This window comes from Microcoleus sp. K4-B3, assembly GCF_036704615.1.
Taxonomy (GTDB): domain Bacteria; phylum Cyanobacteriota; class Cyanobacteriia; order Cyanobacteriales; family Microcoleaceae; genus Microcoleus.
The window spans coordinates 29,900-53,642 of record NZ_JAUBSF010000022.1; the positions used below are offsets into that span (position 1 = coordinate 29,900).

Below are 23,743 nucleotides of genomic sequence, written 5' to 3' on the forward strand. Positions count from 1 at the left end.
TTATTCTACCCCCTCAATCCGGTCTTCCACCTCCTGATAAAGTTCACGCAAGCGATCCAAATTGTTCTCCGAAGTTTCCCAATAACCCCGGCCATTCACCTCAAGCAAAGTGCTGACAATCTTGCGGAACGAATGAGGATTTAAGTTAAGCAAACGCTTCTGCATCTCCTCATCTTGGATAAACGTAGTGTTGACATCCTCATACACCCAATTATCCACAGCGCCCGCCGTCGCACTCCATCCAGTCGTATTCACCAGACGCTTAGAAATCTCCCGCACACCTTCATAACCGTGCGACAACATCCCCTCGTACCACTTCGGATTCAGCAGCTTAGTCCGCGAATCTAAACGCACGGTTTCTGATAGCGTCCGCACCTGCGCGTTGGCTGTGGTTGTATCAGCAACAAAGGATGCTGGTTTCTTCCCATCTGCACGCAAACTGCCGATCAATTTAGTCGGATCGGAGTCGAAATAGTGCGACACGTCGGTTAGCGAAATCTCCGCAGAATCCAAGTTTTGGAAGGTGACTTCAGCAGTTTTTAAGGATGATTCAAAAATTTTCCGGTCTTGTTCCATTGTTCCGGGATTGTCGGAAGAAAAGGCGAATGATTTGCGAGTTAAGTACATTTCCTGCAACTCTGCTTCGCTTTCCCAAGTGCTGTTTTCTACCGCCAAGTTGACGTTAGATGAATAGGAACCAGAAGCATTGGAAAATACCCGGGTTGCTGCTTGTCGCAGGTTGATTCCCATTTCTTCCGCTTGCTTCAGGGCGTGTTTGCGGACGAAGTTCATCTCTAACGGTTCGTCGGCTTCCGCTGCCATTTTCACGGCTTTATCTAACAAATTCATTTGGTTGATGAACAAGTCGCGGAATACGCCGGAACAGTTAATTACTACGTCGATCCGAGGGCGTCCCAACTCTTCTAAAGAAAGCAATTCGAGTTTGTTTACCCGGCCCAAAGCGTCGGGAACTGGCTTCACTCCCACCATCCACATTACTTGGGCGAGGGATTCGCCGTAAGTCTTGATGTTGTCGGTTCCCCACAACACAACGGCGATCGTTTCTGGGTAATTTCCGCCGTTATCAACGCGCTGTCTTTCTAACAGCCGATCGACTACAATCTTTGCAGACTTAACCGCCCCTGTTGTAGGGATTGACTGCGGGTCTAAAGCGTGCATATTCTTGCCAGTCGGCAAAACATCCGGGTTGCGAATCGGATCGCCCCCGGGCCCGGGGATAATGTATTCGCCCTCTAACGCGCGCAATAATGCGCCCAATTCGTTGTCGGCACAAACTTGCTGCAAGCAGAATTCCAGATACTCAAACAGCGGTTTAATCAGTTCTGGATCGACCTTTTTATAACCGGCTGCGTGCAAGGCTTCAACCCAAGGTGTTTTCTTGCCCATGTTGAAGAAATTCAACTTAGAAACCAGGGAAACTCTACCTTCAGCATCGGTTTGTTCCTTCACCAAAGCGCCAACAGCATCCCGACAGGCTAAAGTGATGTTTTGTAACAATTCAACATCTGCTAAAATGCCTTTGTCGTTATTGGTGTAGATCTCGTCAATATTGCGATCGAGACTTTGAGCAATAATCCGCGACAAACTGATTAATCCGTCTTCTTCCCGGTCTAAATTGGCAATATTCACCAAAGTTGCGATCGCCTCTTCCGCAGTCGGCGGCTTACCGATCACGTGCAAGCCGCAAGGTAACAACCGCGACTCAATCTCCATCAACTTGCGGTAAACCAAGCCAACTAAATTGTCCCGTTCCTCCGAAGTCATGTCCGCAGCAACCCCTCGTTCTTGTTCGGGAGGTAAGGCGATATCCTTATCCAAATTCACCAAACGGCATTTTTCGACGATCGCATCCACAATCGGCACACCGCGCCCAGTCTCTTTTAAAGTTTGATAAGAAGCAATTAACTCGCTGAGTTCCTGCAAACCTTTGTACAACCCAGCATTTTCAGCCGGAGGAGTCAGATAACTGATTGTTTCAGCATAACTGCGGCGCTTAGCAATTGTTGCCTCACTAGGATTATTAGCAGCGTAATAATAGAGGTTAGGAATCTTGCCGATCAAACTGTCAGGATAACAATCGACAGACATTCCCATCTGCTTACCGGGCATGAATTCCAGGGAACCGTGAGTGCCAAAGTGCAGCACCGCATCCGCACCCCAAATGCGCTCCAAATATGTATAGTAAGCAGCAAAACCGTGGTGCGGGCTAGCAGAACGAGAGAATAACAACCGCATCGGATCGCCTTCGTATCCAAAAGTAGGTTGCACTCCGATAAACACATTGCCAAAATGTTTGCCAAAAATCAGCAAATTTTGTCCGTCGCTGTTCAAATGTCCCGGAGGTGGCCCCCAATTTTCTTGCAACCGTTCCGAATAAGGAGTGAATTCTTCGTATTCAGCTACGGACATCCGGTAAGCAATATTTAATTCGGGACTTTGGTATTGGGCTGTTGCGTCATGAATGACTTCTTGCATCAGTTTTTCGGCGGAATCCGGCAATTCTGGCAAGTCGTAACCGTTACCTTTTAAGGCTTTCAATACTTCGTAAATCGAGCCGAAAACGTCCAAATAAGCGGCTGTTCCGACGTTGCCTTTATCGGGAGGAAAACTGAAAACTGTGATCGCAACTTTCTTATCTAATTTTGGTTTGCGGCGCAGCATTGCCCATTTCATGGCGCGCTGGGAAATTGCTTCAATTCGATCTTGCAGGGCGATCGCCTTGCCAGTTGCACCATCGCGTCCCGACACAATAATCGGTTCGATCGCACCATCCAACTCAGGAATCGCAACTTGCAACGCAACTTGAATCGGGTGCAAGCCTAAATCGCTATCTTCCCACTCTTCTGTCGTTTGGAAAACCAGCGGCAAAGCCACCATGTAAGGGCAATTTAATTTTTTCAAAGATTCGATCGCCTTCGGGTGATCTTGTTTCGCCGGGCCACCCACCAAAGCAAAACCAGTCAGAGAAACCACCGCATCAACAATCGGCAGAGGTGTCACACCTTTTGCCCCGACTTCCAAGAAAAAAGTCTCAACAGGTTTAGAGAAGTCCAAACCGCCGGCAAAAATCGGCACAACCCGTGCGCCCATTGCCTCCAATTCCTGCACCATTGCTACATAGTGCGCGTCATCTCCTGTGACTAAGTGAGTGCGTTGCAACACTAAACCAATGCAAGGTGCGAGGGGATCTTTGAGATCGGCAGAAATATCTGTACGGGCATTAAACCACGTCAGATATGCTTTTACATCTTCAAACATCGACGGTGCCAAAGGATGCCAAATTCCCATGTCTGGGTAGACAACCGGTTCTTGGAAAGTTGGCTGTGACTGGCCTTTGAAGACATATTTATGTGACAGCATCAGCAGGAAGTTTTCCAAGTTTTCTTGGGAACCGCCCAGCCAATACTGGAAACTCAGCATGAAGTTGCGCGCATCTTGGGCTTTGTCGATCGGCAAATATTTCAGCACTTTCGGCAAAGTTTGCAGCAGTTTGAGCATTCCGTCTTGGAAGGAACTCCCGGATTTTTCCTTCCGTTTTTTCATGAATTCGCCGATCGCACTTTTGCTTTGTCCCAACTGTGCCATCGAGAAACTGCCCATTTTATTTAGCCGCATCACCCCTGGCATCGACGGGAAGACGACGGCGACATCCAAGCTGTCGCGCAGCGGTTCAACTGCCGCTACCACTTTTTCGGCCAAATCTTCGATAAAAATTAGAGAAGCAATAAATACATTGGCATCCGCCACATCCCGCTTGAAGGCCTCGTAATTTTCCGGGCTGCGGAGTTCCTCGATCAGGTAGCCACTGATTTCTATTGCCAGATTCGGATTTTTCTGGTTTATCGATCGAACCGCTGCCGACAGGGCGCTTTGATACTGCGGTTCCAGTACGACATAGACCACCTTCATGAGCGATCGCCCCTGCAAGTTTTCCGGCACAACGTGGCGAATGGTGGGCTTGACGTGAGTGAACATCCGGTTAGGCTCCTTTAAGATGCTGTTTTCGGGAATCGGGAATTTTTTTATCCCATAAGCATTTTTACCAGAAAACACTTGCCATTAGGCGATTTGAGCCTGCACAGTACACAATTCGACAAATTTCTGGCAACTTTTCGTTACATTTTTTGATAAATTCCTTGAGCAAATACTCCATATTTTATTTACAAAAATTTACTTGACAAATTGTAATTTTTATGAATACGATTAATGGGTTGGATAAAAATAATTAAAAATTCACCAACTATTGAGCAAGAAATCCTGAAAAAAGTTCCAAGTTTTGTAGAACAGATCAAACTTGCGATCGAGCAATTAACAGATGGAAAAAAGGCATAATTTGTGAAGGCAGAATGTAGCCTTCGGATAATTGCTGACTCAAAAAAGTTGACATTTTACCAGGAACTTAAAACCATTTCATAACATATGTTTTGTGTAAATTCCCGATCTGCGATCGAGTTCATGGAAAGCTAATTGCTATAAACTCTCAAACTCATCCAAACTTTAAGGGGAAAACATGGCTAACTACGAAATTTTTGACGAACAATTCTACCTCGCCTCATATCCTTGGGTCAAACCAGCCATTGACGCAGGAGTAATCTCATCTGGGAGAGAACACTTTGAAAAATTCGGGCGAGAAGGCGGTCTAACTAAAGTATCGCGTTATTTTGACGAAAATGCTTACCTTACTGGGAATCCAGACCTCGCACCCTTCGTGCGCACAGTCAACCCAAACGCACCTTTTGCGACCGGCCTCGATCACTTTATTCAGTTCGGTTACGATGAAGGACAGCGCCGCACCCAAGTATCACCCGAGTACAACGAAAGCTTTTATTTAACAAACAACTCTGAACTCCAACCGTTCGTTCAGAACGGAACTTTCAAATCAGGCTACCAGCATTTCATTCAATTCGGCTCAAAAGAAGGTCGTTTTGGAACTTCATTTTTTGAACCGGAATACTTAAAAGAAAACCCTGACATCGTGCCGTTTGTCAACTCTGGAGCCTTGAACACTGGTCGGGATCACTACTTCAATTTCGGGAAAAACGAGCCGGCCCGCGACGCAACTTTTGTCGGCACCCGCAGCAACGACGTTTTAACTGGTGTTGGCGTGGGCGACGTCGAACTCGTGGGAGTGGAAGTAGGTATCGATCGCAACGGCAACCGTCAGTATGAAAGCTTTGGCACTAATGAATTCGATGTCCTGATTGGTGCCCCGGGAACTAATACATTCGTACTCGGAGTTCCTGCTACAGCCGGGAATGTCACCCCGACACCGCTGTATTTGGGTAACGGTCAAGCTACCATTCGCAACTTCGACATAGAAAGCGATTTTATCCAACTGCAAGGAACTTCTTTAAGCGGTTACAACCTGATTCCTGTTGGCAGCAATTTGTCAATCCAGCGTTTTGGAGATGTGCTCGGCGTGATTGAAGGAGGAGCAAGCTTGGGTTTGAGCTTCCAAGAATCTAACGGTAACGGTACTTTCTTGATTGGTTAGTCATTGGTCATTGGTCATTAGTCATTAGTCATTAGTCATTAGTTAATACTTATGATTGATGACTTTTTTATGTCGAACAATTAACTGATAGAAAAAAGTCTAACTACCGCAACAAAAATAAAGTCTTCGGATAAAGTGTTTATTTAAAAAATAATATTTCACCCGGAACTTAAAACCATTTCATAAAGTCTGCATTGTATAAATTATTTATAGGCGATCGAGTGAATGGAAAGCTGATGGGTATTCACGCTCCAAATCATCAAAACAGTAGGAGGAAAACATGGCTAACTACGCAATTTTTGACGAACAATACTACCTCGCCCAATATCCGTGGGTCAAGCCAGCCATTGATGCAGGAATCATCAAATCTGGAAGAGAACACTTTGAAAAATTCGGTCAAGCCGCCGGCCTCACAAAAATATCGCGGTATTTTGACGAAGATACATATCTAGCTCAAAATCAAGATATTGCACCCTTTGTTCGCACCACCAACAACCAAAACCGACCCTTGGCTTCAGGTTTAGACCACTTTATCCAGTTTGGTTACGAAGAAGGTCGCACGCGAGTATCGCCTGACTACGACGAAGTTTTTTATTTAAAGCGCCACCCGGAGATAACTCCCTTCGTGCAGAACGGAATTTTTCAATCCGGCTTTCAACACTTTATCCAATTCGGAAAAACAGAAGGTAGGTACGGGACAAGTTTCTTTGAACCACGTTACTTGGGAGATAACCCAGATGTGGCGGCAGTTGTAGAGGCTGGAAGTTTAAAAACTGGTCGAGAACACTATCTAAAATTTGGGCAATTTGAGTCAAATCGATACGGATTTTTTACAGGAACCAACGGTAATGATATCGTCACGGGATTTACAGCGGGAAAAAATCAAATTATCGGATTGCAAGTAGCTTTCGCCGGCCCAAATCCACCTTTTGGCATTAATAAGAATAAGTATGACGCTTTGAAATTGGATGACATCACGAGAGAGCCTTTCCTGACTACCGCTGAATTCGATACATTGATTGGCACTTCTGGCATTGATTACTTCGTGATCGGAGATGCTGTTCCCAACAACCGACGTAGTTTGATCGGCCGGGTAGATTTCTATACGGGCGGTGGCGAGGCCAGGATTGTCAATTTTGAAAAAGGAAAAGATTTTATTCAGTTGGTGGAAAACGTTAATGAACTGAGTATATTTCCATCAGGGGCGGACTTATTAATTCAAAAATCGGGAGATACACTTGCCAGAATTCAGGGCGGATCAAATCTAACTCTGCAACCGATTGAGATGATAAATCCATTTAGTCCTCCAGTCAGTCTCACTTTTTTCGGCTAGAAAGCATAGAGCTTAAGTGAGATTTGACACTTGGAAAAAATTACCCGCTCGGGTATTGTCTCAGTTTCTGATGATTGATAAATTGCATAAACATCTCATTAAAGCCGCAGGAGGAAAACATGGCTAGTTACGCAATTTTTGACGAAAAATACTACCTCTATCAATATCCTTGGGTCAAACCAGCCATTGATGCAGGAGTCATCAAATCTGGAAGAGAACACTTTGAAAAATTCGGTCAAGCCGCCGGTCTAACTAAAGTATCGCGGTATTTTGACGAAGCTACTTACCTTGCGGGCAACCCAGATATCGCTGCCTTAGTCCGCACCCCCAACAACCCAAATGCACCTTTTGCGACCGGACTAGACCACTTTATCCAATATGGTTACGAAGAAGGTCGCACTCGCGTATCGCCTGAGTATGACGAACCGTTTTATCTCGCAAATAACCGACAGTTGCAGCCGTTTATTCAGAAGGGAAGTTTTAAAAATGGCTACCAGCATTTCATTGAATTCGGCATCAAAGACGGTCAGTTTGGGACTTCATTTTTTGAAACAGAATACTTACAAAAATACTCCGATGTTCAGTCGTTTGTCGAATCGGGAGCTTTGAAAACTGGTCGCGAACACTACTTCAATTTCGGCAAAAACGATCCAAGCCGCTCAGCGACTTTTATCGGAACTTCCGGGAATGACATGATTGCCGGTGCTGGGGTGGGGAATACCGAATTAATTGGAGTTGAAGTAGGTTTAGGTAAAGGTGATGCCTTTTCCATCCCCGGCCGAAATTATGAAAGTGACGGCAGTAATGAATTCGATACTCTCACTGGCGGTAGCGGCCGCGATAAATTCATGCTCGGAGACGTTTTAGTAGGCCCTGGTGGTAAGGGATACAGTTCCCCAACCAAGTTATATATCGGGCCTGGTTTTGCTACAATTCGGAACTTTACCCAAGGTCAGGATAGCATTCAGCTAGCAACAAGCGATATCCAACCTTCCTTAGATAAATTCTTGATATTTCCCATCAACAACAATCGAGATTTAGCTATCCAAACGAACGGCTTGTTCGTCTCCCTTCCAGATGGAAGTTCGGGAATTAGTAGATTTGACACGATCGCTGTTATTGAAGGCGGCGGAAATCTCAAGTTGAATCTATTACCAGAATCTAGAGCTTCTCTACCTCTACTTGGCTAGAAATCTCGAAGCTATTGGGGATTTGGCTGATTGTTGCTGGGGAGTGCGATCGCACTTTCCTATGCCGGCAACTCACTTTTCTTGAATCCATAATTACCGAAACAAAAATAAAGTCTTCGCAGAATTAGTGTCTCACAAAAATTAATACTTAACCAGGAACTTAAAACCATTTCATAAAGTCTGAATTGTATAAATTATTGATAGCCGATCGAGTGAATGGAAAGCTGATGGGTATTCACGCTCCAAATCATCAAAACCGTAGGAGGAAAATATGGCTAACTACGCAATTTTTGACGAACAATACTACCTTTCGCAATATCCGTGGCTGAAACCCGCCATTGATGCAGGGATCATCCAATCTGGAAGAGAACACTTTGAAAAATTTGGTCAAGCCGCCGGCCTCACCAAAATATCGCGGTATTTTGACGAAGCTACATACCTAGCAGACAATCCAGACATCGCACCCTTAGTCCGCACTTCCAACAACCCAAACGCCCCTTTTGCAACAGGCTTAGACCACTTTATTCAGTTTGGTTACGAAGAGGGTCGCACCCGCGTATCGCCTGACTATGACGAAGCGTTTTATCTAGCAAATAACCGAGATTTGCAGCCGTTTATTCAGAATGGCAATTTTAAAAATGGCTACAACCACTTTATTCAATTCGGGGCAAAACAAGGCCGTTTTGGTACTTCATTTTTTGAATCAAAATACTTAAGGGACAACCCCGATATTGTACCGTTGGTCAACTCTGGAGCTTTGAAAACAGGTAGGGAACACTACTTTAATTTTGGGCAATTTGAGCCTAGTCGCTCTGCGACTTTTGTCGGAACTTCCGGCAATGATATCGTCACTGGTGTAGGGGTGGGGGATGTAACATTATTTGGAGTTGAAGTAGGAGGAAACCAAATATTTAGATACTTCGGGCCGGAAAGTGACGGCAGCAATGAATTCGATACTCTCATTGGTAGTAGTGGCCGCGATACATTTATGCTCGCCACAATTTTTACGGGGCGCCGGAGCGGGATTGACATCGAACCGTTCTACATCGGGCCCGGTTTTGCTACAATTCAGAACTTTACCAAAGGTCAGGATCGTATTCAACTCGGAGGGTATGGAGGGTATTTCTTAGATCCCTACATTCTGATTCCCACCAACAATAATCGAGATTTAGCAATCCAAACCAACGGCGGTGACACGATCGCAGTTATTGAAGGTGGCGGAAATCTCAAGTTGAATTTATTACCAGAATCTTCTTTTGGGACACTTTTACTTGGATAGAAATATCGCAGCTATTCGGGATTGGTATTGGTCTGCTGTCGGTGCGATAATTGATTGTACCCTCAAGAAACCGGATTTATCGAATAAACCCGGTTTCTAAGTCTTTAATGGCGATCGCGCGCTAGCTTCAAAACCTCAACCGCATCTTTGTGACCCTCCGAAGACGCCCAAATTAACGCAGTCCAAGTATTATTATCCTTAGCTTTGATATCAGCTCCTTTATCGATTAAAAATTCCACAACTTGAGTGCGCCCGCTACCTGCTGCACTCATCAAAGCCGTCAAACCAAAATTAGTTTTAGCATTCACATCCGCCCCCGCCTCCAGCAAAAGCTGTACAATCTCGCTATGTCCGGCAGCAGCGGCACTCATTAACGGCGTCCACCCGTCATTATCCTGGCTGTTTGCCCCCGCACCTGCAGCCAGCAATTTTTTGACGATCGCAGAATTGCCAGCCTCAGCAGCCGCCGTCAAAGCCGTCTCACCTTGCTCATCTTTGGCATTGATATCTGCACGCTGTTCGATCGCACTTTCTACAGCCGCAACGTCACCCGTCTTGACGGCATTAATTAAATCTGTCATAAAATCTCCCTTGCATCCTCTCAAATATTAAATCCTATGGCAGTAGATATTTTAATCCTCTCCAACGGCCCCGGAGAATTGGCAACTTGGGTGCGTCCCTCCGTGCAAGCTTTGCGCGAGCAATTGGGAAACGCGGGCACTCAAGCGCGCATCTCTGTGGTGCTGTCCCCCTGTCCGCACGCCACCGGGAAAGAAGCACAAATCGCCCGTTCCTACCCAGAAGTGGACAGAGTGCAGGCGCCGGAGCATTTTTTTCCATTCTTATTATCGGGCAAAACTGCTGAAAATTGGGATTGGTATGAAACAGGAGTTGTTTTGTTTTTAGGCGGCGATCAATTTTTCACGGTTGTTATTGGCAAAAGGCTAAAGTATCACACTGTTATTTATGCGGAATGGGATGCGCGGTGGTATCGCTGGATTGATAAATTTGCGGCGATGAAACCTGAAGTTTTCGCTAAAATTCCTCAAAAATATGCTAATAAATTTACAGTTGTGGGAGATTTGATTTCCGAAGTAGGGAACGGGAAATCGGGCAGGGCGGGCACGGGGGCACCGCCCCTACGGAAAATAGAATTAATTGGATTGTTGCCCGGTTCTAAAGCCGCAAAATTAGCTTTAGGTGTACCGTTATGTTTGTCGATCGCCCAATCCATCCATCGCATCCGCCCTGAAACTCGCTTTGTAATTCCCGTTGCTCCTACCTTAGATCTGCAAACTCTAGCACGTTTTGCCGACCCCAAACAAAATCCTTGCCTGCATTTATTTGAGAACGCCAGCGCCGAACTTCTGTTAACAGAACCGCCGTTTTTGCAGACAGCAAATAACTTGCAAGTAGAACTTTGGACGCAGACACCCGCTTACGATTTGCTATCAGAATGCAGTCTTTGTTTAACTACTGTGGGAGCGAATACTGCCGAATTGGGTTCGTTAGCTGTACCGATGATTGTTTTGATTCCGACGCAGCAATTGGATGCGATGAAAGCTTGGGACGGATTGCCGGGATTGCTGGCAAATTTGCCGTTAGTCGGTTCAGTTTTTGCGACGGGAATTAATTGGCTAATCTGGCAATTGGGAAAGGGAAAGCTTTATGCTTGGCCGAATATTTGGGCACAGGAAGAGATTGTGCCGGAGTTAATTGGGAAGCTGGAACCGGAAGTAATAGCTCAATTGGCGATCGACTATTTGAGCCATCCTGATAAATTAGCACAGATGGGCGATCGTTTGCGTGCGGTTCGAGGAGAATCAGGGGCGGCGAAAAAAATTGCTGAATTGGTTTGTGAAGAAATTGAGGTGCAATCTCATTCTGAGAAAAATTAGATTTTTTTATTTTTAACCGCAGATGTAGGCGCTTTGCCTTCGGGAAGGGTACGCGGATGAACGCAGATTTAATACAGATTAATTGGTGAAAACAGGCAAAAGAAAATTTATTTTCTCTAGCCTGTTTATTATCCAAAAACTGGATTTGGCCTCAAGTTAAGCTCGATCGTGCTTAGCAATGACCCAAACAGCGTGAATGATGCCGGGAATAAAGCCCAAAAACGTGAGAACCAGGTTGATCCAAAAATCAGTACCGATGCCGACAGTCAAAAATACGCCCAGCGGGGGAAGAAAAATGGCAGCGACTATGCGAATTAAATTGTCCATGTCAGTTACTCCAAACTACTTTTCTCTTTCAATTTAACTTCACTGACCGACCGAACCTTTCCCGAAAAACTTAGGCGGTGCTGCCATAGTGTAAACTTCGGTTTCAGCGGCGATTACCTGCCGTAAGTGACCGGGAACTTGCATCAACCCCAACAGTGTAATCCCGTCGAACATCCGCAACCCGCCAGTTGTTTTCTCGGCGAGTAATTTGTCAGTCACTTCAGGTTCTGGCCGCGTATTTATTTCTTGAGTAGAAGCTACCGCAAAACCCCAAGGAGCTCCGTAAGTAGAAATAAAGCTGGTGCAGGATTGAACGTTGGGGAAAACCGATTTCAGGGTATTGACAATGCGAGCGTGCATTTTCATTTCGGCAGGAGAAACTGGCCCCGCTTGCACTACGAAATATCCGTTAGGCGACATTACGCTGCGAACTTTCTCAAAATATTCCTTGGTAAACAACTGGAAAGATGGGCCTTCTTCAATGGGATCGGACAAGTCTGAAATGACAATATCCCAATCTTTGTCTGTGTTGTCTAAATAGTCCAAAGCATCGCCGATTACTACTTCGCAGCGGGGGTCATCAAAGGCGTTTTGGTGCATTTCTGGCAGGTGTTCGCGGCAAGCTTCTACTACTTCGCCGTCAATATCGATCATTACGACTTTTTCAACTGTTTTCCAGCGCAGCACTTCTCTAATTGTAGCTCCTTCTCCGCCGCCGAGAACTAGCACTTTTTTGGGGGAACCGTGACAAATCATGGCTGGGTGTACCAGGGGTTCGTGGTACAGAAACTCGTCGCCTGTACAAGATTGCCATTTGCCGTCCAGAACTAAGCCTTTGCCGTAGGTACCGGTCTGAACTACGTACATTTCTTGATAGGCTGTTTTCTTGTAAGCGAGCACGCCGATGATGCCGTGAACGTAAATATCCCAAGGGGTTATGTACTCGCTCATCCAAAAGTCTGCACGAACTTCGCTACCTGACATCAATTACTCTCCAAATATAAACTGCTGTGCGGATGTTGTCACAAGTAGTAGTTCTTAGCACAAAATGGTGCGGCTGTGTGAGTACGCTCGACACATCGGAGTCAGATTTCTCAGCAATGGTATAGTGGGATGGCGTTCTGGGAGAGCGCAATTGGCTTGGTACTTGAGATTGCTTGTGGGCGATCGCGCGCCCAGTCGATCGTACTTTTTCCGTCGCCCCCGGTCGATCGCAGTCACATTTAATATTTTCGCTTTGCATTGCCAGCGAGTTTTGTATAAATGTTGTCTGAATCGGGCCATGTTTCGCGCTCAGCCCGCCCTTCTAAGTTTGCGATCGGCCTGCTTATTTATCAATAATCGGATGAAAATCCCGCAAATGCTGCGGAGAAGAAAAGTTGCGCCCGGTTTTAACCAGATTTGTTATTAATAACTTACTTGACATTTTGAATATATCTTAGATAAGATTTTTAGATCGACTAAAATAAAGGAACGGTTGAATTTTTATGAAAAAATTGCAGAGGCAATGTGCGAGGATATTCTAGCTAGGTAAAAGGTGCAACTAAATTTACTAATAAAACTGTTATGACACTATTTTTAGGTTCAAAATAATAGCCGATGGAACCAACAGACTGGGAAAACAGAATCAAAGAGCTGGAAAAGGAAAATCGCATCCTGCGGGAAAAAATCGAAAGTTCGGAAACCGAACGCAGCCAATTAGAAGCCCTTAATCAAAAAAAAGAATCTTTGCTAAAAATAGTCACTGAGGAATTTAGAGATTCCGAAAATATTTTAAAAGCAAGAATGTCTACACTAGAAAAAGCTCTGGAAAACCAGCAAACAATGCAGCTCAAATTGATCGAAGCAGAAAAAATGTCGGCTTTGGGAATTTTGGTAGCTGGTATCGCCCACGAAATCAACAATCCCGTCAACTTTATTTACGGCAATATTACCTATGTCAATGACTACGCTGGTGACATTTTAAAATTGCTCGCAATGTACCAGGATCGGTATCCTGAAACAGATGCAGAGATTGAAGATTTTCTTGAAAAAATTGACCTCAACTTTCTGCGCGAAGATTTGTTAAAAACTCTTTCGTCAATGAAAGTTGGCTCCGAGCGCATCCGCGAAATTGTGCTGACTTTACGCAACTTTGCGCGGGTAGATGAAGCTGAAAAGAAACCAGTTAACATTCACGAAGGAATTGACAGCACGTTGTTAATTTTGCAGCATTTAACTAAAGAGAAACCAGGGAACCCAGCTATAAAAATTGTTAAAGACTATGGAGATTTACCGAAAATAGAATGTTATCCCGGGCAATTAAATCAGGTATTTATGAACATCATTAATAATGCTGTTGATGCCCTGCGGGAGCGAGACAAAAAGCGTTCCCTAGGCGAGATAGAAGCCAAGCCAAGCCATATTGTAATTACTACTTCTCTTTTTTCGGAAAAATGGGCTAGAATTAGCATCAAAGATAATGGTTTGGGAATGAATGAAGCTGTAAGAATGAAAATTTTCGATCCGTTTTTTACCACCAAACCAGTCGGTCAAGGGACGGGTTTGGGACTGTCAATTAGCTATCAAATTGTTGTGGATAAACACGGTGGGAGGTTGGAGTGCATATCCGCAATTGGAGAAGGGACTGAATTGGCGATCGAGATTCCGATCGCCAATTCCCGCAGCTAAGATCGATCGATCGAGCTAAACTGAGGGATAATGAAAACTCCCTTTGACCGCGGCTCCTCCTAGTTTGATGTGCAACCCTATGTCTACTGTCACTTTTGGTTTGTCAACCCCTATAGCGGCAGAGGCCGGGGCATCCTACGGCAGCAGCGAACCGCCACAGCGCCCCACCCTGCAAGCAGAGTGGATCGAGGTATTGGTGGACTCTCCTTTCAGGGTTGCGGGGGACTCCCCAGGGGAGGAAAATAAGTTATTTACCTATCGTTTACCTGCGGAACTTACCGTGCAACCAGGGGATATTTTGAGTGTACCCTTTGGCAGTCAACAGGTAGGGGCGATCGCGATTCGGTTCATTTCTCAACTGCCGCCAGACTTAGATCCGGCGCGGGTTAAAGATGTCGAGGATGTTGTCAGTACGGGCTTTTTCCCGCCTACTTACTGGGAATTGCTCGATCGCACTGCCACCTATTATTGCACACCATTAATTCAAGTAATTAGAGCCTCGCTGCCGCCCGGTTTATTAAACCGTTCCGTGCGCCGAATTCGCTTAATTAAGGACGCAATTTCTCCGAATGCCGAAACATTTCTCAATCCCGCAGCAAATCAAATTTTGCAATTGCTGCAAGCTCAAAAAAACGGCGATTACACTTGGCAATACCTCCAGCGCCAAGTTAAGGGAAGTTATCGGGGATTGAAAGATTTATTGAAACGCGGTTGGGTAGAAAGTTATTTAGAACCTCCCAATCCTCCCAAACCGCAACTAAAACCGGCAGTGACATTAATTGCTAGTGCATTTGTCACAGATTTAACCAAGCGGCAACAAGAAGTATTGGAAGTTTTGCGGCGCGGCGGCGGTGAAATGTGGATGAACGATTTGCTGAGAATTTGCAGCGCGAGTTCTTCCGTTGTCAAAAATTTGGAACAAAAAGGTAGCGTTGTAATTGACCAAAGGGAAGTGATCAGGGGCGATCGCGGAATTTCTCAATTGCCCGATGCACCGAAAACTTTAACTCATTTTCAAGCTCAAGCCTTAGCGTTTATTAACTCTTTTTCGGGATTCCGTCAAGTGCTGCTGCACGGCGTTACAGGTTCCGGGAAAACCGAAGTGTATTTGCAGGCGATCGCCCCAATCTTAGCCAGCGGCAAATCCGCCCTCGTACTCGTTCCCGAAATTGGTTTGACACCGCAACTTACGGATAGATTCCGAGCCCGTTTTGGCGAGCAAATTTGCGTGTACCACAGCGCCCTATCCGACGGCGAACGTTACGATACATGGCGTCAGATGCTGACTGGAACGCCGCAAATTGTCATCGGCACGCGATCGGCCATTTTCGCACCTTTACCTCACCTCGGCTTAATTATCCTCGATGAAGAACACGACAGCAGCTTCAAACAAGACCAACCAGCCCCCTGCTACCACGCCCGCACCGTTGCCAAATGGCGCGCCGAATTAGAAAATTGTCCTTTAATTTTAGGTTCCGCAACGCCAGCATTAGAGACTTTGGTGGGGACGCGCCGAGATTATTACTCATTACCAAATATCCATTATTTATCATTGCCCGATCGCATTTATTCCCGGCCGATGCCGCCTGTGGAAATAGTCGATATGCGCCAAGAATTGCGGCAAGGAAACCGTTCAATTTTCAGTGCTTCCCTGCAAAACGCGCTGGAACAATTGCAAGCAAGACAACAGCAAGGTATTCTATTTATTCACAGAAGAGGACACAGTACCTTTGTCTCTTGTCGAAGTTGCGGCTATGTGATGGAATGCCCGAACTGCGATGTTTCCCTGTCTTACCACCACGTCGGCGAAGGAACAGCAGAAATATTGCGCTGTCACTACTGCAACCACACGGAACGACACCCCCAAAACTGCCCGGAATGCAGTTCTCCTTACTTCAAAAACTTTGGTAGCGGCACTCAGCGAGTCGAACAGGAATTAACGAGATTATTTCCCGAATTGCGGGCAATTCGGTTTGACAGCGATACGACTAGAAATAAGGGCGACCACCGCAGATTGTTAACGCAATTTGCTAACGGGGAAGCTGACATTTTGTTGGGTACGCAAATGCTGACGAAAGGGTTAGATTTAGCCGGAGTCACATTAGTGGGAGTTGTGTCTGCTGACGGGTTGCTGAACTTATCCGATTATCGGGCAAGCGAACGAGCTTTTCAAACATTAACTCAAGTCGCGGGCCGTGCGGGCAGAGGCGACGATCCGGGGCGGGTAATTATTCAAACTTACACTCCCGAACACCGGGTTATTCAAGCAGTTAGGCGGCACGAATATGCGGGTTTTGTGGAAACAGAATTAGCAGAAAGAGCGGCGCTAAATTATCCACCTTCGGGGCGGCTGGTTTTGTTGCGGTTGAGCAGTGTAGATGCGGCGGAAGTGGCGGTGACTGCGGTACAATTGGCCTCTGTTTGTCAGGAGTATATTGAGCGATTGTCTGTACCGGGGTGTGAGTTGTTGGGGCCTGCACCTGCGGCGATTATGCGGGTGGCAAATCGCTATCGGTGGCAGATTTTGCTGAAGTTGCCTTTGGATGAGTCGGTGGATTTGTCGGATTTGATCGGATTGCGCGATCGCACGCCGCGTTCTGTTAGTTTAACTATTGATGTCGATCCGTTGAATTTTGGTTGATTGGTGGGGCTACAGGCCATTGTAGATACTGTCAACTGTCAACAGTTAACTGTCAACTGTCAACTGTTAACTGTTAACTGTCAACTGTCAACTGTCAACTGTCAACTGTCAACTGTCAACTGTCAACTGTCAACTGTTTAAGGCATTTTAGATTACAATATTTTTGTGGGTCTAGAAAAACTTGTATAAAACTCTAGCCACGGCGCGATCGCACTTCTAAAATCTTATGGTAACACTTCAGCTCAGACAGCTCGATATTCCGCTAGGACAGCGAGTGCTGCTACACGATGTTAGTTGGTCAGAATTTGAAGCAATTTTAGCAGAAATGGGCGAACATCGAGCCGCCCGCTTAGCTTATAGCCAAGGAACATTGGAGATTCGGATGCCTTTACCAGAACATGAGGTAGACAAAGAACTAATTGGCGATATGGTGAAAATATTGCTAGAAGAATTAGAAATAGATTGCGAGTGTTTTGGTTCGACGACGTTTAAACGAGAAACGAAAAAAAGCGGTGTGGAACCAGATCAATGTTTCTATATTCAAAACCATCAGCAAATGAGAGGAAAACGGCGACTGGATTTAACAGTCGATCCTCCTCCCGATTTAGCAATTGAAATCGATGTCACTTCCAAGACGCAATTGGATGCTTATCAAGCTTTGCAAGTTCCTGAACTGTGGCAGTATGAGAATAATCAACTGCAAATTAATGTGCTGCAAGATGGGAAATATGTTAAATTCCCCAGTAGCCCGATTTTTCCAGGATTGCCAATTATAGAAATGATAGCCGAGTTTGTCGCTCAAAGTGCAACTCTCGGCAGAAGCCCGACTTTAAGAAATTTTCGCGATCGAATTAGGCGGTTGAAAAAATAGATGTAAGCTGCTGTTTTACCAACCATGTATGTCGGAAACCAACAATATAAGAAATCAGGAAACGGCAGTGCCGTGTCCCTACAATTAATCGCGGTAGGGAAACGGCAATGCCGTGTCCTCTATATCATTCCGGCGCAGCCGGAATTGATATTAAATCCGAGTTTGAAAGGACTGAAGTCCTTATAGTTTTGGCAAATCAGGACTAAAGTCCTCACTACAAACACCTTAAAAATCTGGGTTGTGCCACTCTCTCTCGATTCTTTCTAAATCCTTCGCGGCTCCCAATTGTTGAAAGATTTGATGGGCTGTGTTGTAATGTTGTTGGGCAAGCTCTGGGTTGTTGCGCTGGCGTTCAAGTCGTGCTAAATCGTAGTTAGCCTCGGCAATTTTTGCAGATTCTCCCAGTTCTTGTAATTTCGCTAAAGCATCTTTTAAGTAACCGGACACAATTAATTACATCAAGCCTTTTGAAGAGGCAAGGTTTTTAGGCGGTATTTTGGGTAATTAATTGTGTCCTACTACTTATCAGCCATTCTGCTGCATCCAAATTACCCCTAAGCATCTCAATTTCTCCCAAACAACCGATCGAACTTGCCATACCAGAGCGATCGCCCAATTCTGTCATAACTTCCAAAGATTGTCGATACAATCTCTCAGCTTCATCCCAATTCCATCTCGTTTTTAAGTAAGTTGGGGGCGGGTTCACCAGATTTTGGGTTTTTTATTCAAAATCTTGGTGAACCCGCCCCTACCGACCCATAAATTAGCGGAAATTGAATAAGTTCGATCGACCCACACCTACAAACTAAGGTAAATCCGTGCTCCCCATCAAATAAAGGTCGCACTCACGGGCGACGCCCCGCCCTTCGTTAATCGCCCAAACCACCAAACTTTGTCCCCGGCGACAGTCCCCTGCCGCGAAAACTCCCGGAATGCTGGTTGTATATTTTTCGTGTTCGGCTTTCACGTTGCTGCGGGCGTCGCGTTCCAATCCCAAGTCATCCAGCAAGGGCTGTTCCGGGCCGAGGAAGCCCATCGCTAGCAACACAAGCTGCGCCGGCAACACTTTTTCCGTGCCCGGGATTTGTTTCGGAATGAACTGCCCTTTCTCGTTTTTCGTCCACTCCACCTCAACGGTGTGCACAGCTTTGACATTGCCGTTTTCGTCGCCCTCGAACTTTGTCGCGGTGGTGAGATAGCCGCGGGGGTCGTCGCCGAATTTGGCTGCGGCTTCTTCTTGGCCGTAGTCGAGACGGTAGACTTTCGGCCATTCGGGCCAGGGATTGTTGGCGGCGCGTTCCGAGGGTGGTTTGGGCAGGATTTCTAGCTGTACCAGGCTGTTGCAGCCGTGGCGGATGGAGGTGCCCACGCAGTCGGTGCCTGTGTCGCCACCGCCGATGATTACGACATCTTTGCCGGTGGCGGAGATGAAGTTCTCGTCCGTGCTCTTGTCTAAAACTGCTTTGGTGTTCGCAGTCAGAAAGTCCATTGCGAAGTGGATGCCTTTTAATTCCCGGCCGGGGATGCCCAAGTCGCGGGGTTTGGTGGCGCCGGTACAGAGCACAACGGAGTCGTATTCTTTTAGCAGTTGTTCGGCTGGTAAGTCTTTGCCGACTTCGGTGTTGCAGACGAATGTCACCCCTTCCTCTTCAAGGACTTTGAGGCGGCGCATCACGACTTGTTCTTTGTCTAGCTTCATGTTGGGGATGCCATACATTAGCAGGCCGCCTGGTCGATCGGCTCTTTCGTATACTGTTACCCAATGACCGGCTTTGTTGAGTTGGGCGGCGGCGGACAAACCGGCGGGCCCGGAACCGATGACGGCGATTTTTTTGCCGGTGCGTTTGGCTGGCGGTTCGGCGGTAATCCAGCCTTCATCCCAGCCTTTGTCGATAATCGAGGCTTCGATGTTTTTAATCGTGACTGGCGGGTTGTTGATGCCGAGCACGCAAGCGCCTTCGCAGGGTGCGGGACAGACGCGGCCGGTGAATTCAGGGAAGTTGTTGGTTTTGTGGAGTCTGTCTAGGGCTTCTTTCCACAGTCCGCGATATACTAGGTCGTTCCATTCGGGGATGAGGTTGTTAATCGGGCAGCCGCTTGCCATGCCGCTGATGACGGTGCCCGTGTGGCAAAACGGAATGCCGCAATCCATGCAGCGCGCGCCTTGGGTGCGGAGTTTGTCCTCATCCATCGGCAGGTGAAATTCGTCCCAGTTGTGGACTCTCTCGACTGGTGAGAGTTCGGAGGGCAATTCGCGCAAGAATTCGATAAAGCCTGTTGGTTTTCCCATAGTGGTGTCTCTGTTAGAATTTACTATTCTGTCAGTTTCTCAAAGGTGAAGCTGGCGGGCTTCTGAATTAACTATTGTGATCTAAATTGTGTGCGATCGCACCTCAGATTGAGCAATTCCTACCTTAAATCTTCAATATCGCCGGGACTGGCGAATTGTCGGTAGTCGGGGAATCGTCAGGCCAGCAGACTACCGCAAAACAGCCATTGCTGCTAAGCTGTTGGGCATTTAACCTGCATACTGCGGGCGAGGACATTTAATTTTTCCCGAATTGACTGACGATCGCATTTATCGTATTTACCGCTACAGCCACATCTCAAAACGCTCACGGGTTAACTTTTCCGGCCCGCCAGCGTCAACTTTCAAGCGCAGTCCCCATCAGAAGGGCCTCGAAATACAATACAAAAAGTTACAGGTGTGGCAAAATATTATTTATTTTCAGGATATACTACTGTAAATCGGTCAGATAAGCGGAGTTTAGTTTTTTAACTCCTAAAATAGGTAAATAGACTCATGAGCATTACAGTTCAGAACGTATCGAAACACTTCGGCTCCTTCCACGCAATTGACAACGTGAATTTGGAAATTAAAAGGGGTTCTTTAGTCGCGCTGTTGGGGCCTTCCGGTTCCGGGAAATCGACTCTGCTGAGGATGATCGCAGGGCTAGAACCGCCGGACAGCGGTCAGATTTACCTGATCGGTGAAGATGCTACTCATCAGTCGGTGCAGGAACGCCATATCGGTTTTGTGTTTCAGCACTACGCTTTATTCAAACACATGAGTATTCGGAAAAATATTGCTTTTGCGATGGAAATTCGCAAAGTTCCTCAAGGCTCAATTAGCAGGCGGGTTGATGAACTTTTGGATTTAGTGCAGTTGACAGGTTTGGGCGATCGCTATCCTTCGCAACTTTCCGGGGGCCAGCGGCAGCGGGTGGCTTTGGCGAGAGCTCTAGCAGTTCAACCCAAAGTGCTGCTGCTAGACGAACCTTTTGGAGCATTAGATGCTAAAGTCCGCAAAGAATTGCGATCGTGGCTGCACAACCTTCACAAAGAAGTTAACATCACTACAGTTTTTGTGACTCACGACCAAGAAGAAGCTATGGAAGTAGCCGATGAAATTGTGGTGATGAACAAAGGTAGAGTCGAACAAGTTGGCACTCCTGCTGAAATTTACGACAAACCCGCAACAGCTTTTGTGATGAGTTTTATTGGGCCTGTCAATGTGCTGCCGAATGCTGCGGGTTTGTTCGCCAGCAACGGCACAACGGCTCACAATAACGGAGCAGCCCATTCTGATTTAGTGTTTTTGCGCCCCCACGATGTGGAAATTCAAACTAAGCCGCAGTCTGGTTTTGCATTAGCAACAGTCAGCCGCATTATTCATTTAGGGCGGGAAATACAAACCGAGTTGCTGTTAGAATCGGAGCAGGTAGTAACAGCTTACGTGAGTCGCGAGCGCTTCGATTCTCTACAGTTAACGCGAGATCAGCAGGTTTACGTCAAGCCAAAACACGCGATGACTTTTCCTGCTTATTCAATTTAAATCAGCGCCTGCATCTTACTCAAAATACTATCGGGGAGCTTTTACAAAACACTGCTACCACATCGTTACCAGGCACGTGCCTGGTAATGCTGTCTCGTGGCTCTAAATCGGAGGCAGAGCCTCCTGAAATTCATTCCCAGGCAGAGCCTGGGAAGGGGAAAAAGCTTCCTCCTGAAATTTTGAGTGGGAAGCATAAAAAAAGGTCAGCGAAGAATATGAATCCTAACAAATTGTTTAATTTAGCAACTAGCACTTTAGTTGGTTATCGCCGTTACATCCAGGCAGGATTAACACTTTGTGCAGGATTGGGACTGTCTGCGATCGCCTCTTCAGTTGCGTACAATTGGGAATACAAATCCATGCAAGCTGAACTGCAAGACCGGCTGGACAAAATAGCTACAGACATTCAGAGAGATGTTAGCGGCAATTTAGAAATAATTCGTGCTGCTGGAGCATTTTACAGCGTATTTGACGGCGTTAAAAAACCAGAAATGAAGACATTTGTTGGTCCTGCCCTCTACCGCCATCCGAGCCTGAAGGCGATCGCTTGGTTGCCCCGTGTTTCTGACTCTCCGCAATTCCTGACAGAGGAAATAGATTTAAGTTTAGATTTAACCGCCAATCGGGTAGCGTTAGAAAACGCCACAAAAAGACAAGAAATTACCGCGACTGACCGCCAAAAATTGCCCTCACAAAATCCCCCAAGCTTCTTTGTCTTTCTGCCAATTTTTAGTCAAACGTCTCCTGACGATACCGCAGCCTTGTCGGAAAAGTCACCTGCTAAAAAACCAGAAAATTTGAAAGGTTTTACTCTGGGGATTTTGCTCATTGATGCTATTGTTAAATCGGCTTTACAGGAAACTCAACTTAACTTTGTTAACGTGTATCTTCAAGATGCTATGGCTCCTGAAGCCGAAAGATTTCTCGCTTTTTACGAAGCGAAGACTAAAAGAATAATTACTGACGAAAACATTAAAAATCAACTATCTATTGGGGAAAAAGCTTACTGCCCGGACGGCAGCAGTTGCACCCGCATTCTCAATATTGAAAATCGCAGGTGGCTGCTGCAACTGCGGCTGACGCCAGAGTACATTAATCCTCTAAGATTTTGGCGTTCTTTGACTGTTTTAATATTAGGGAATATCTTAAGCTTTGCTGTGACACTTTATCTAATGAGCTTGTTGAATTATACCGATAGACTTGAAAGAGTAGCAGCAGAACGCACGGCTAAATCTCAACAGCTAGAGCAAACCTTACAAGAATTGCAGCAAACTCAAACTCAACTGATTCAGCAGGAAAAAATGTCTAGTTTGGGTTTATTAGTTGCTGGTGTCGCCCACGAAGTTAACAATCCTATTAGTTTTATTTACGGCAATATTCAACACGCCAGCGCATATAGTAGCGATTTGTTGGAGTTGGTAAAACTCTACCAAAAACACTATTCATACCCTCCATCGGAAATTTCAAAGTATTTAGAAAATATTGACTTTGAGTTTCTCAGCAAAGATTTGCCACAACTGCTGTCATCGATGAAAATAGGAGCAGATCGCATTGTTCAAATTGTCAAGTCTTTGCGTAATTTCTCTCGCTTAGATGAAAGCGAAATGAAACCTGTCAACATTCATGAAGGCATTGACAGCACTCTGCTAATTCTCCAAAGTCGCCTGAAAGCTACAGCCGATCGCCCGGCGATCGAGATTGTTAAAAATTACAGCCATTTACCTTTAGTAGAGTGCTATGCCGGACAATTAAATCAGGTGTTTATGAATATTCTGGCTAATGCGATCGACGCCCTTGAGAGTTACAACCTCGATCGCGGGCCCAAAGCAGCGAAAGCCAATCCGATCGCGATCGCCATAACCACAGAATATTCGAGCCCCGATAAAATAATTGTGCGGATATCTGACAACGGCCCCGGTATGGCAGAAAATGTCAAAAAACTGCTGTTTGACCCGTTCTTTACAACGAAACCAGCCGGAAAAGGGACGGGATTGGGACTGTCAATCAGCTATAAAATTGTCGTAGAAAAGCACAAGGGTGCGCTGCGCTGCGATTCGACACCGGGATTGGGGACGGAATTCTCCATCGAGATTCCGCTGCGGCAAGAAGTCAAACAAGCTGTACCGTTTGTTTCGCGGAAAATATCGGAGGCAGCTTAGAAAGGGTTGGGGAAGAAAAATTTTT

19 protein-coding genes are annotated in these 23,743 nt (G+C 46.1%); 11 read left to right on the plus strand and 8 right to left on the minus strand.

What is annotated here, in order from left to right; all coding sequences use genetic code 11:
* Complete coding sequence (locus tag QUA78_RS12615; RefSeq protein WP_333398832.1) at nt 1-3,996, minus strand: magnesium chelatase subunit H; 3,996 nt, start codon at nt 3,994-3,996, stop codon at nt 1-3.
* Nucleotides 3,997-4,227: 231 nt separating this feature from the next.
* Between QUA78_RS12615 and QUA78_RS12620 the strand changes: the two genes are divergently transcribed.
* The 5 genes from QUA78_RS12620 to QUA78_RS12640 all read left to right on the plus strand — a co-directional run bounded on the left by QUA78_RS12620 (nt 4,228) and on the right by QUA78_RS12640 (nt 9,317).
* Nucleotides 4,228-4,353 carry a hypothetical protein gene (locus tag QUA78_RS12620; protein WP_333305375.1) on the plus strand — a complete coding sequence of 42 codons (126 nt, stop codon included), beginning with the start codon at nt 4,228-4,230 and terminating at the stop codon, nt 4,351-4,353.
* Nucleotides 4,354-4,531: 178 nt separating this feature from the next.
* Nucleotides 4,532-5,515, plus strand: a complete 984-nt coding sequence (locus tag QUA78_RS12625) for a calcium-binding protein (protein WP_333305373.1) — start codon at nt 4,532-4,534, stop codon at nt 5,513-5,515.
* Nucleotides 5,516-5,795: 280 nt separating this feature from the next.
* Nucleotides 5,796-6,848 carry a calcium-binding protein gene (locus tag QUA78_RS12630; protein ID WP_333305370.1) on the plus strand — a complete coding sequence of 351 codons (1,053 nt, stop codon included), beginning with the start codon at nt 5,796-5,798 and terminating at the stop codon, nt 6,846-6,848.
* A gap of 119 nt (nt 6,849-6,967) precedes the next feature.
* Nucleotides 6,968-8,038 carry a calcium-binding protein gene (locus QUA78_RS12635; RefSeq protein ID WP_333305367.1) on the plus strand — a complete coding sequence of 357 codons (1,071 nt, stop codon included), beginning with the start codon at nt 6,968-6,970 and terminating at the stop codon, nt 8,036-8,038.
* 271 nt (nt 8,039-8,309) lie between these two features.
* Nucleotides 8,310-9,317 (plus strand): calcium-binding protein, encoded by a 1,008-nt coding sequence (locus QUA78_RS12640; RefSeq protein WP_333305365.1) that lies wholly within the window; start codon nt 8,310-8,312, stop codon nt 9,315-9,317.
* 104 nt (nt 9,318-9,421) lie between these two features.
* Here QUA78_RS12640 and QUA78_RS12645 read toward each other — a convergent pair whose 3' ends face one another.
* Nucleotides 9,422-9,898, minus strand: a complete 477-nt coding sequence (locus QUA78_RS12645) for an ankyrin repeat domain-containing protein (protein WP_333305362.1) — start codon at nt 9,896-9,898, stop codon at nt 9,422-9,424.
* Between the two features lie 36 nt (nt 9,899-9,934).
* Here QUA78_RS12645 and QUA78_RS12650 point away from each other — a divergent pair, with 36 nt between their 5' ends.
* Nucleotides 9,935-11,215, plus strand: coding sequence for a lipid-A-disaccharide synthase (locus QUA78_RS12650; protein WP_333305359.1), 1,281 nt, complete (start codon nt 9,935-9,937; stop codon nt 11,213-11,215).
* A gap of 156 nt (nt 11,216-11,371) precedes the next feature.
* Here the strand turns inward: QUA78_RS12650 and QUA78_RS12655 are convergent, their stop codons facing one another.
* Genes QUA78_RS12655 through QUA78_RS12665 form a run of 3 tightly spaced genes read right to left on the minus strand, consistent with a single transcriptional unit; the run spans nt 11,372 to nt 12,785 of the window.
* Nucleotides 11,372-11,542: a YqaE/Pmp3 family membrane protein gene (locus QUA78_RS12655; RefSeq protein ID WP_333041499.1), complete on the minus strand. Its 171-nt coding sequence runs from the start codon at nt 11,540-11,542 to the stop codon at nt 11,372-11,374.
* Between the two features lie 39 nt (nt 11,543-11,581).
* Nucleotides 11,582-12,526, minus strand: a complete 945-nt coding sequence (locus QUA78_RS12660; RefSeq protein WP_333305356.1) for a fused MFS/spermidine synthase — start codon at nt 12,524-12,526, stop codon at nt 11,582-11,584.
* Complete coding sequence (locus tag QUA78_RS12665; protein WP_333305353.1) at nt 12,516-12,785, minus strand: hypothetical protein; 270 nt, start codon at nt 12,783-12,785, stop codon at nt 12,516-12,518. Before QUA78_RS12665 ends, QUA78_RS12660 begins: the two co-directional genes overlap by 11 nt.
* A 356-nt stretch (nt 12,786-13,141) precedes the next feature.
* Between QUA78_RS12665 and QUA78_RS12670 the strand changes: the two genes are divergently transcribed.
* The 3 genes from QUA78_RS12670 to QUA78_RS12680 all read left to right on the plus strand — a co-directional run bounded on the left by QUA78_RS12670 (nt 13,142) and on the right by QUA78_RS12680 (nt 17,724).
* The gene (locus QUA78_RS12670; protein WP_333305350.1) at nt 13,142-14,212 is read left to right on the plus strand and encodes an ATP-binding protein; all 1,071 of its coding nucleotides are present in this window, start codon (nt 13,142-13,144) and stop codon (nt 14,210-14,212) included.
* A 79-nt stretch (nt 14,213-14,291) separates the two neighbouring features.
* The gene (gene priA, locus QUA78_RS12675) at nt 14,292-16,853 is read left to right on the plus strand and encodes a primosomal protein N' (protein ID WP_333398834.1); all 2,562 of its coding nucleotides are present in this window, start codon (nt 14,292-14,294) and stop codon (nt 16,851-16,853) included.
* A 226-nt stretch (nt 16,854-17,079) separates the two neighbouring features.
* Nucleotides 17,080-17,724 (plus strand): Uma2 family endonuclease, encoded by a 645-nt coding sequence (locus tag QUA78_RS12680; RefSeq protein ID WP_333302410.1) that lies wholly within the window; start codon nt 17,080-17,082, stop codon nt 17,722-17,724.
* A 225-nt stretch (nt 17,725-17,949) separates the two neighbouring features.
* On the opposite strand, the gene QUA78_RS12685 is transcribed toward QUA78_RS12680, so the two are convergent.
* The 3 genes from QUA78_RS12685 to gltD all read right to left on the minus strand — a co-directional run bounded on the left by QUA78_RS12685 (nt 17,950) and on the right by gltD (nt 20,014).
* On the minus strand, nt 17,950-18,171 hold the full coding sequence (locus QUA78_RS12685; protein WP_333302412.1) for a hypothetical protein: 222 nt from the start codon (nt 18,169-18,171) through the stop codon (nt 17,950-17,952).
* 37 nt (nt 18,172-18,208) lie between these two features.
* Nucleotides 18,209-18,430: a hypothetical protein gene (locus QUA78_RS12690; protein WP_333302414.1), complete on the minus strand. Its 222-nt coding sequence runs from the start codon at nt 18,428-18,430 to the stop codon at nt 18,209-18,211.
* A gap of 99 nt (nt 18,431-18,529) precedes the next feature.
* Complete coding sequence (gene gltD, locus QUA78_RS12695) at nt 18,530-20,014, minus strand: glutamate synthase small subunit (RefSeq protein ID WP_333302415.1); 1,485 nt, start codon at nt 20,012-20,014, stop codon at nt 18,530-18,532.
* A 513-nt stretch (nt 20,015-20,527) separates the two neighbouring features.
* Here gltD and QUA78_RS12700 point away from each other — a divergent pair.
* Together QUA78_RS12700 and QUA78_RS12705 are read left to right on the plus strand one after the other, a co-directional pair.
* Nucleotides 20,528-21,559: a sulfate/molybdate ABC transporter ATP-binding protein gene (locus tag QUA78_RS12700; RefSeq protein WP_333302417.1), complete on the plus strand. Its 1,032-nt coding sequence runs from the start codon at nt 20,528-20,530 to the stop codon at nt 21,557-21,559.
* Between the two features lie 215 nt (nt 21,560-21,774).
* Complete coding sequence (locus QUA78_RS12705; RefSeq protein WP_333302419.1) at nt 21,775-23,718, plus strand: ATP-binding protein; 1,944 nt, start codon at nt 21,775-21,777, stop codon at nt 23,716-23,718.
* Nucleotides 23,719-23,743 lie beyond the last annotated feature (25 nt).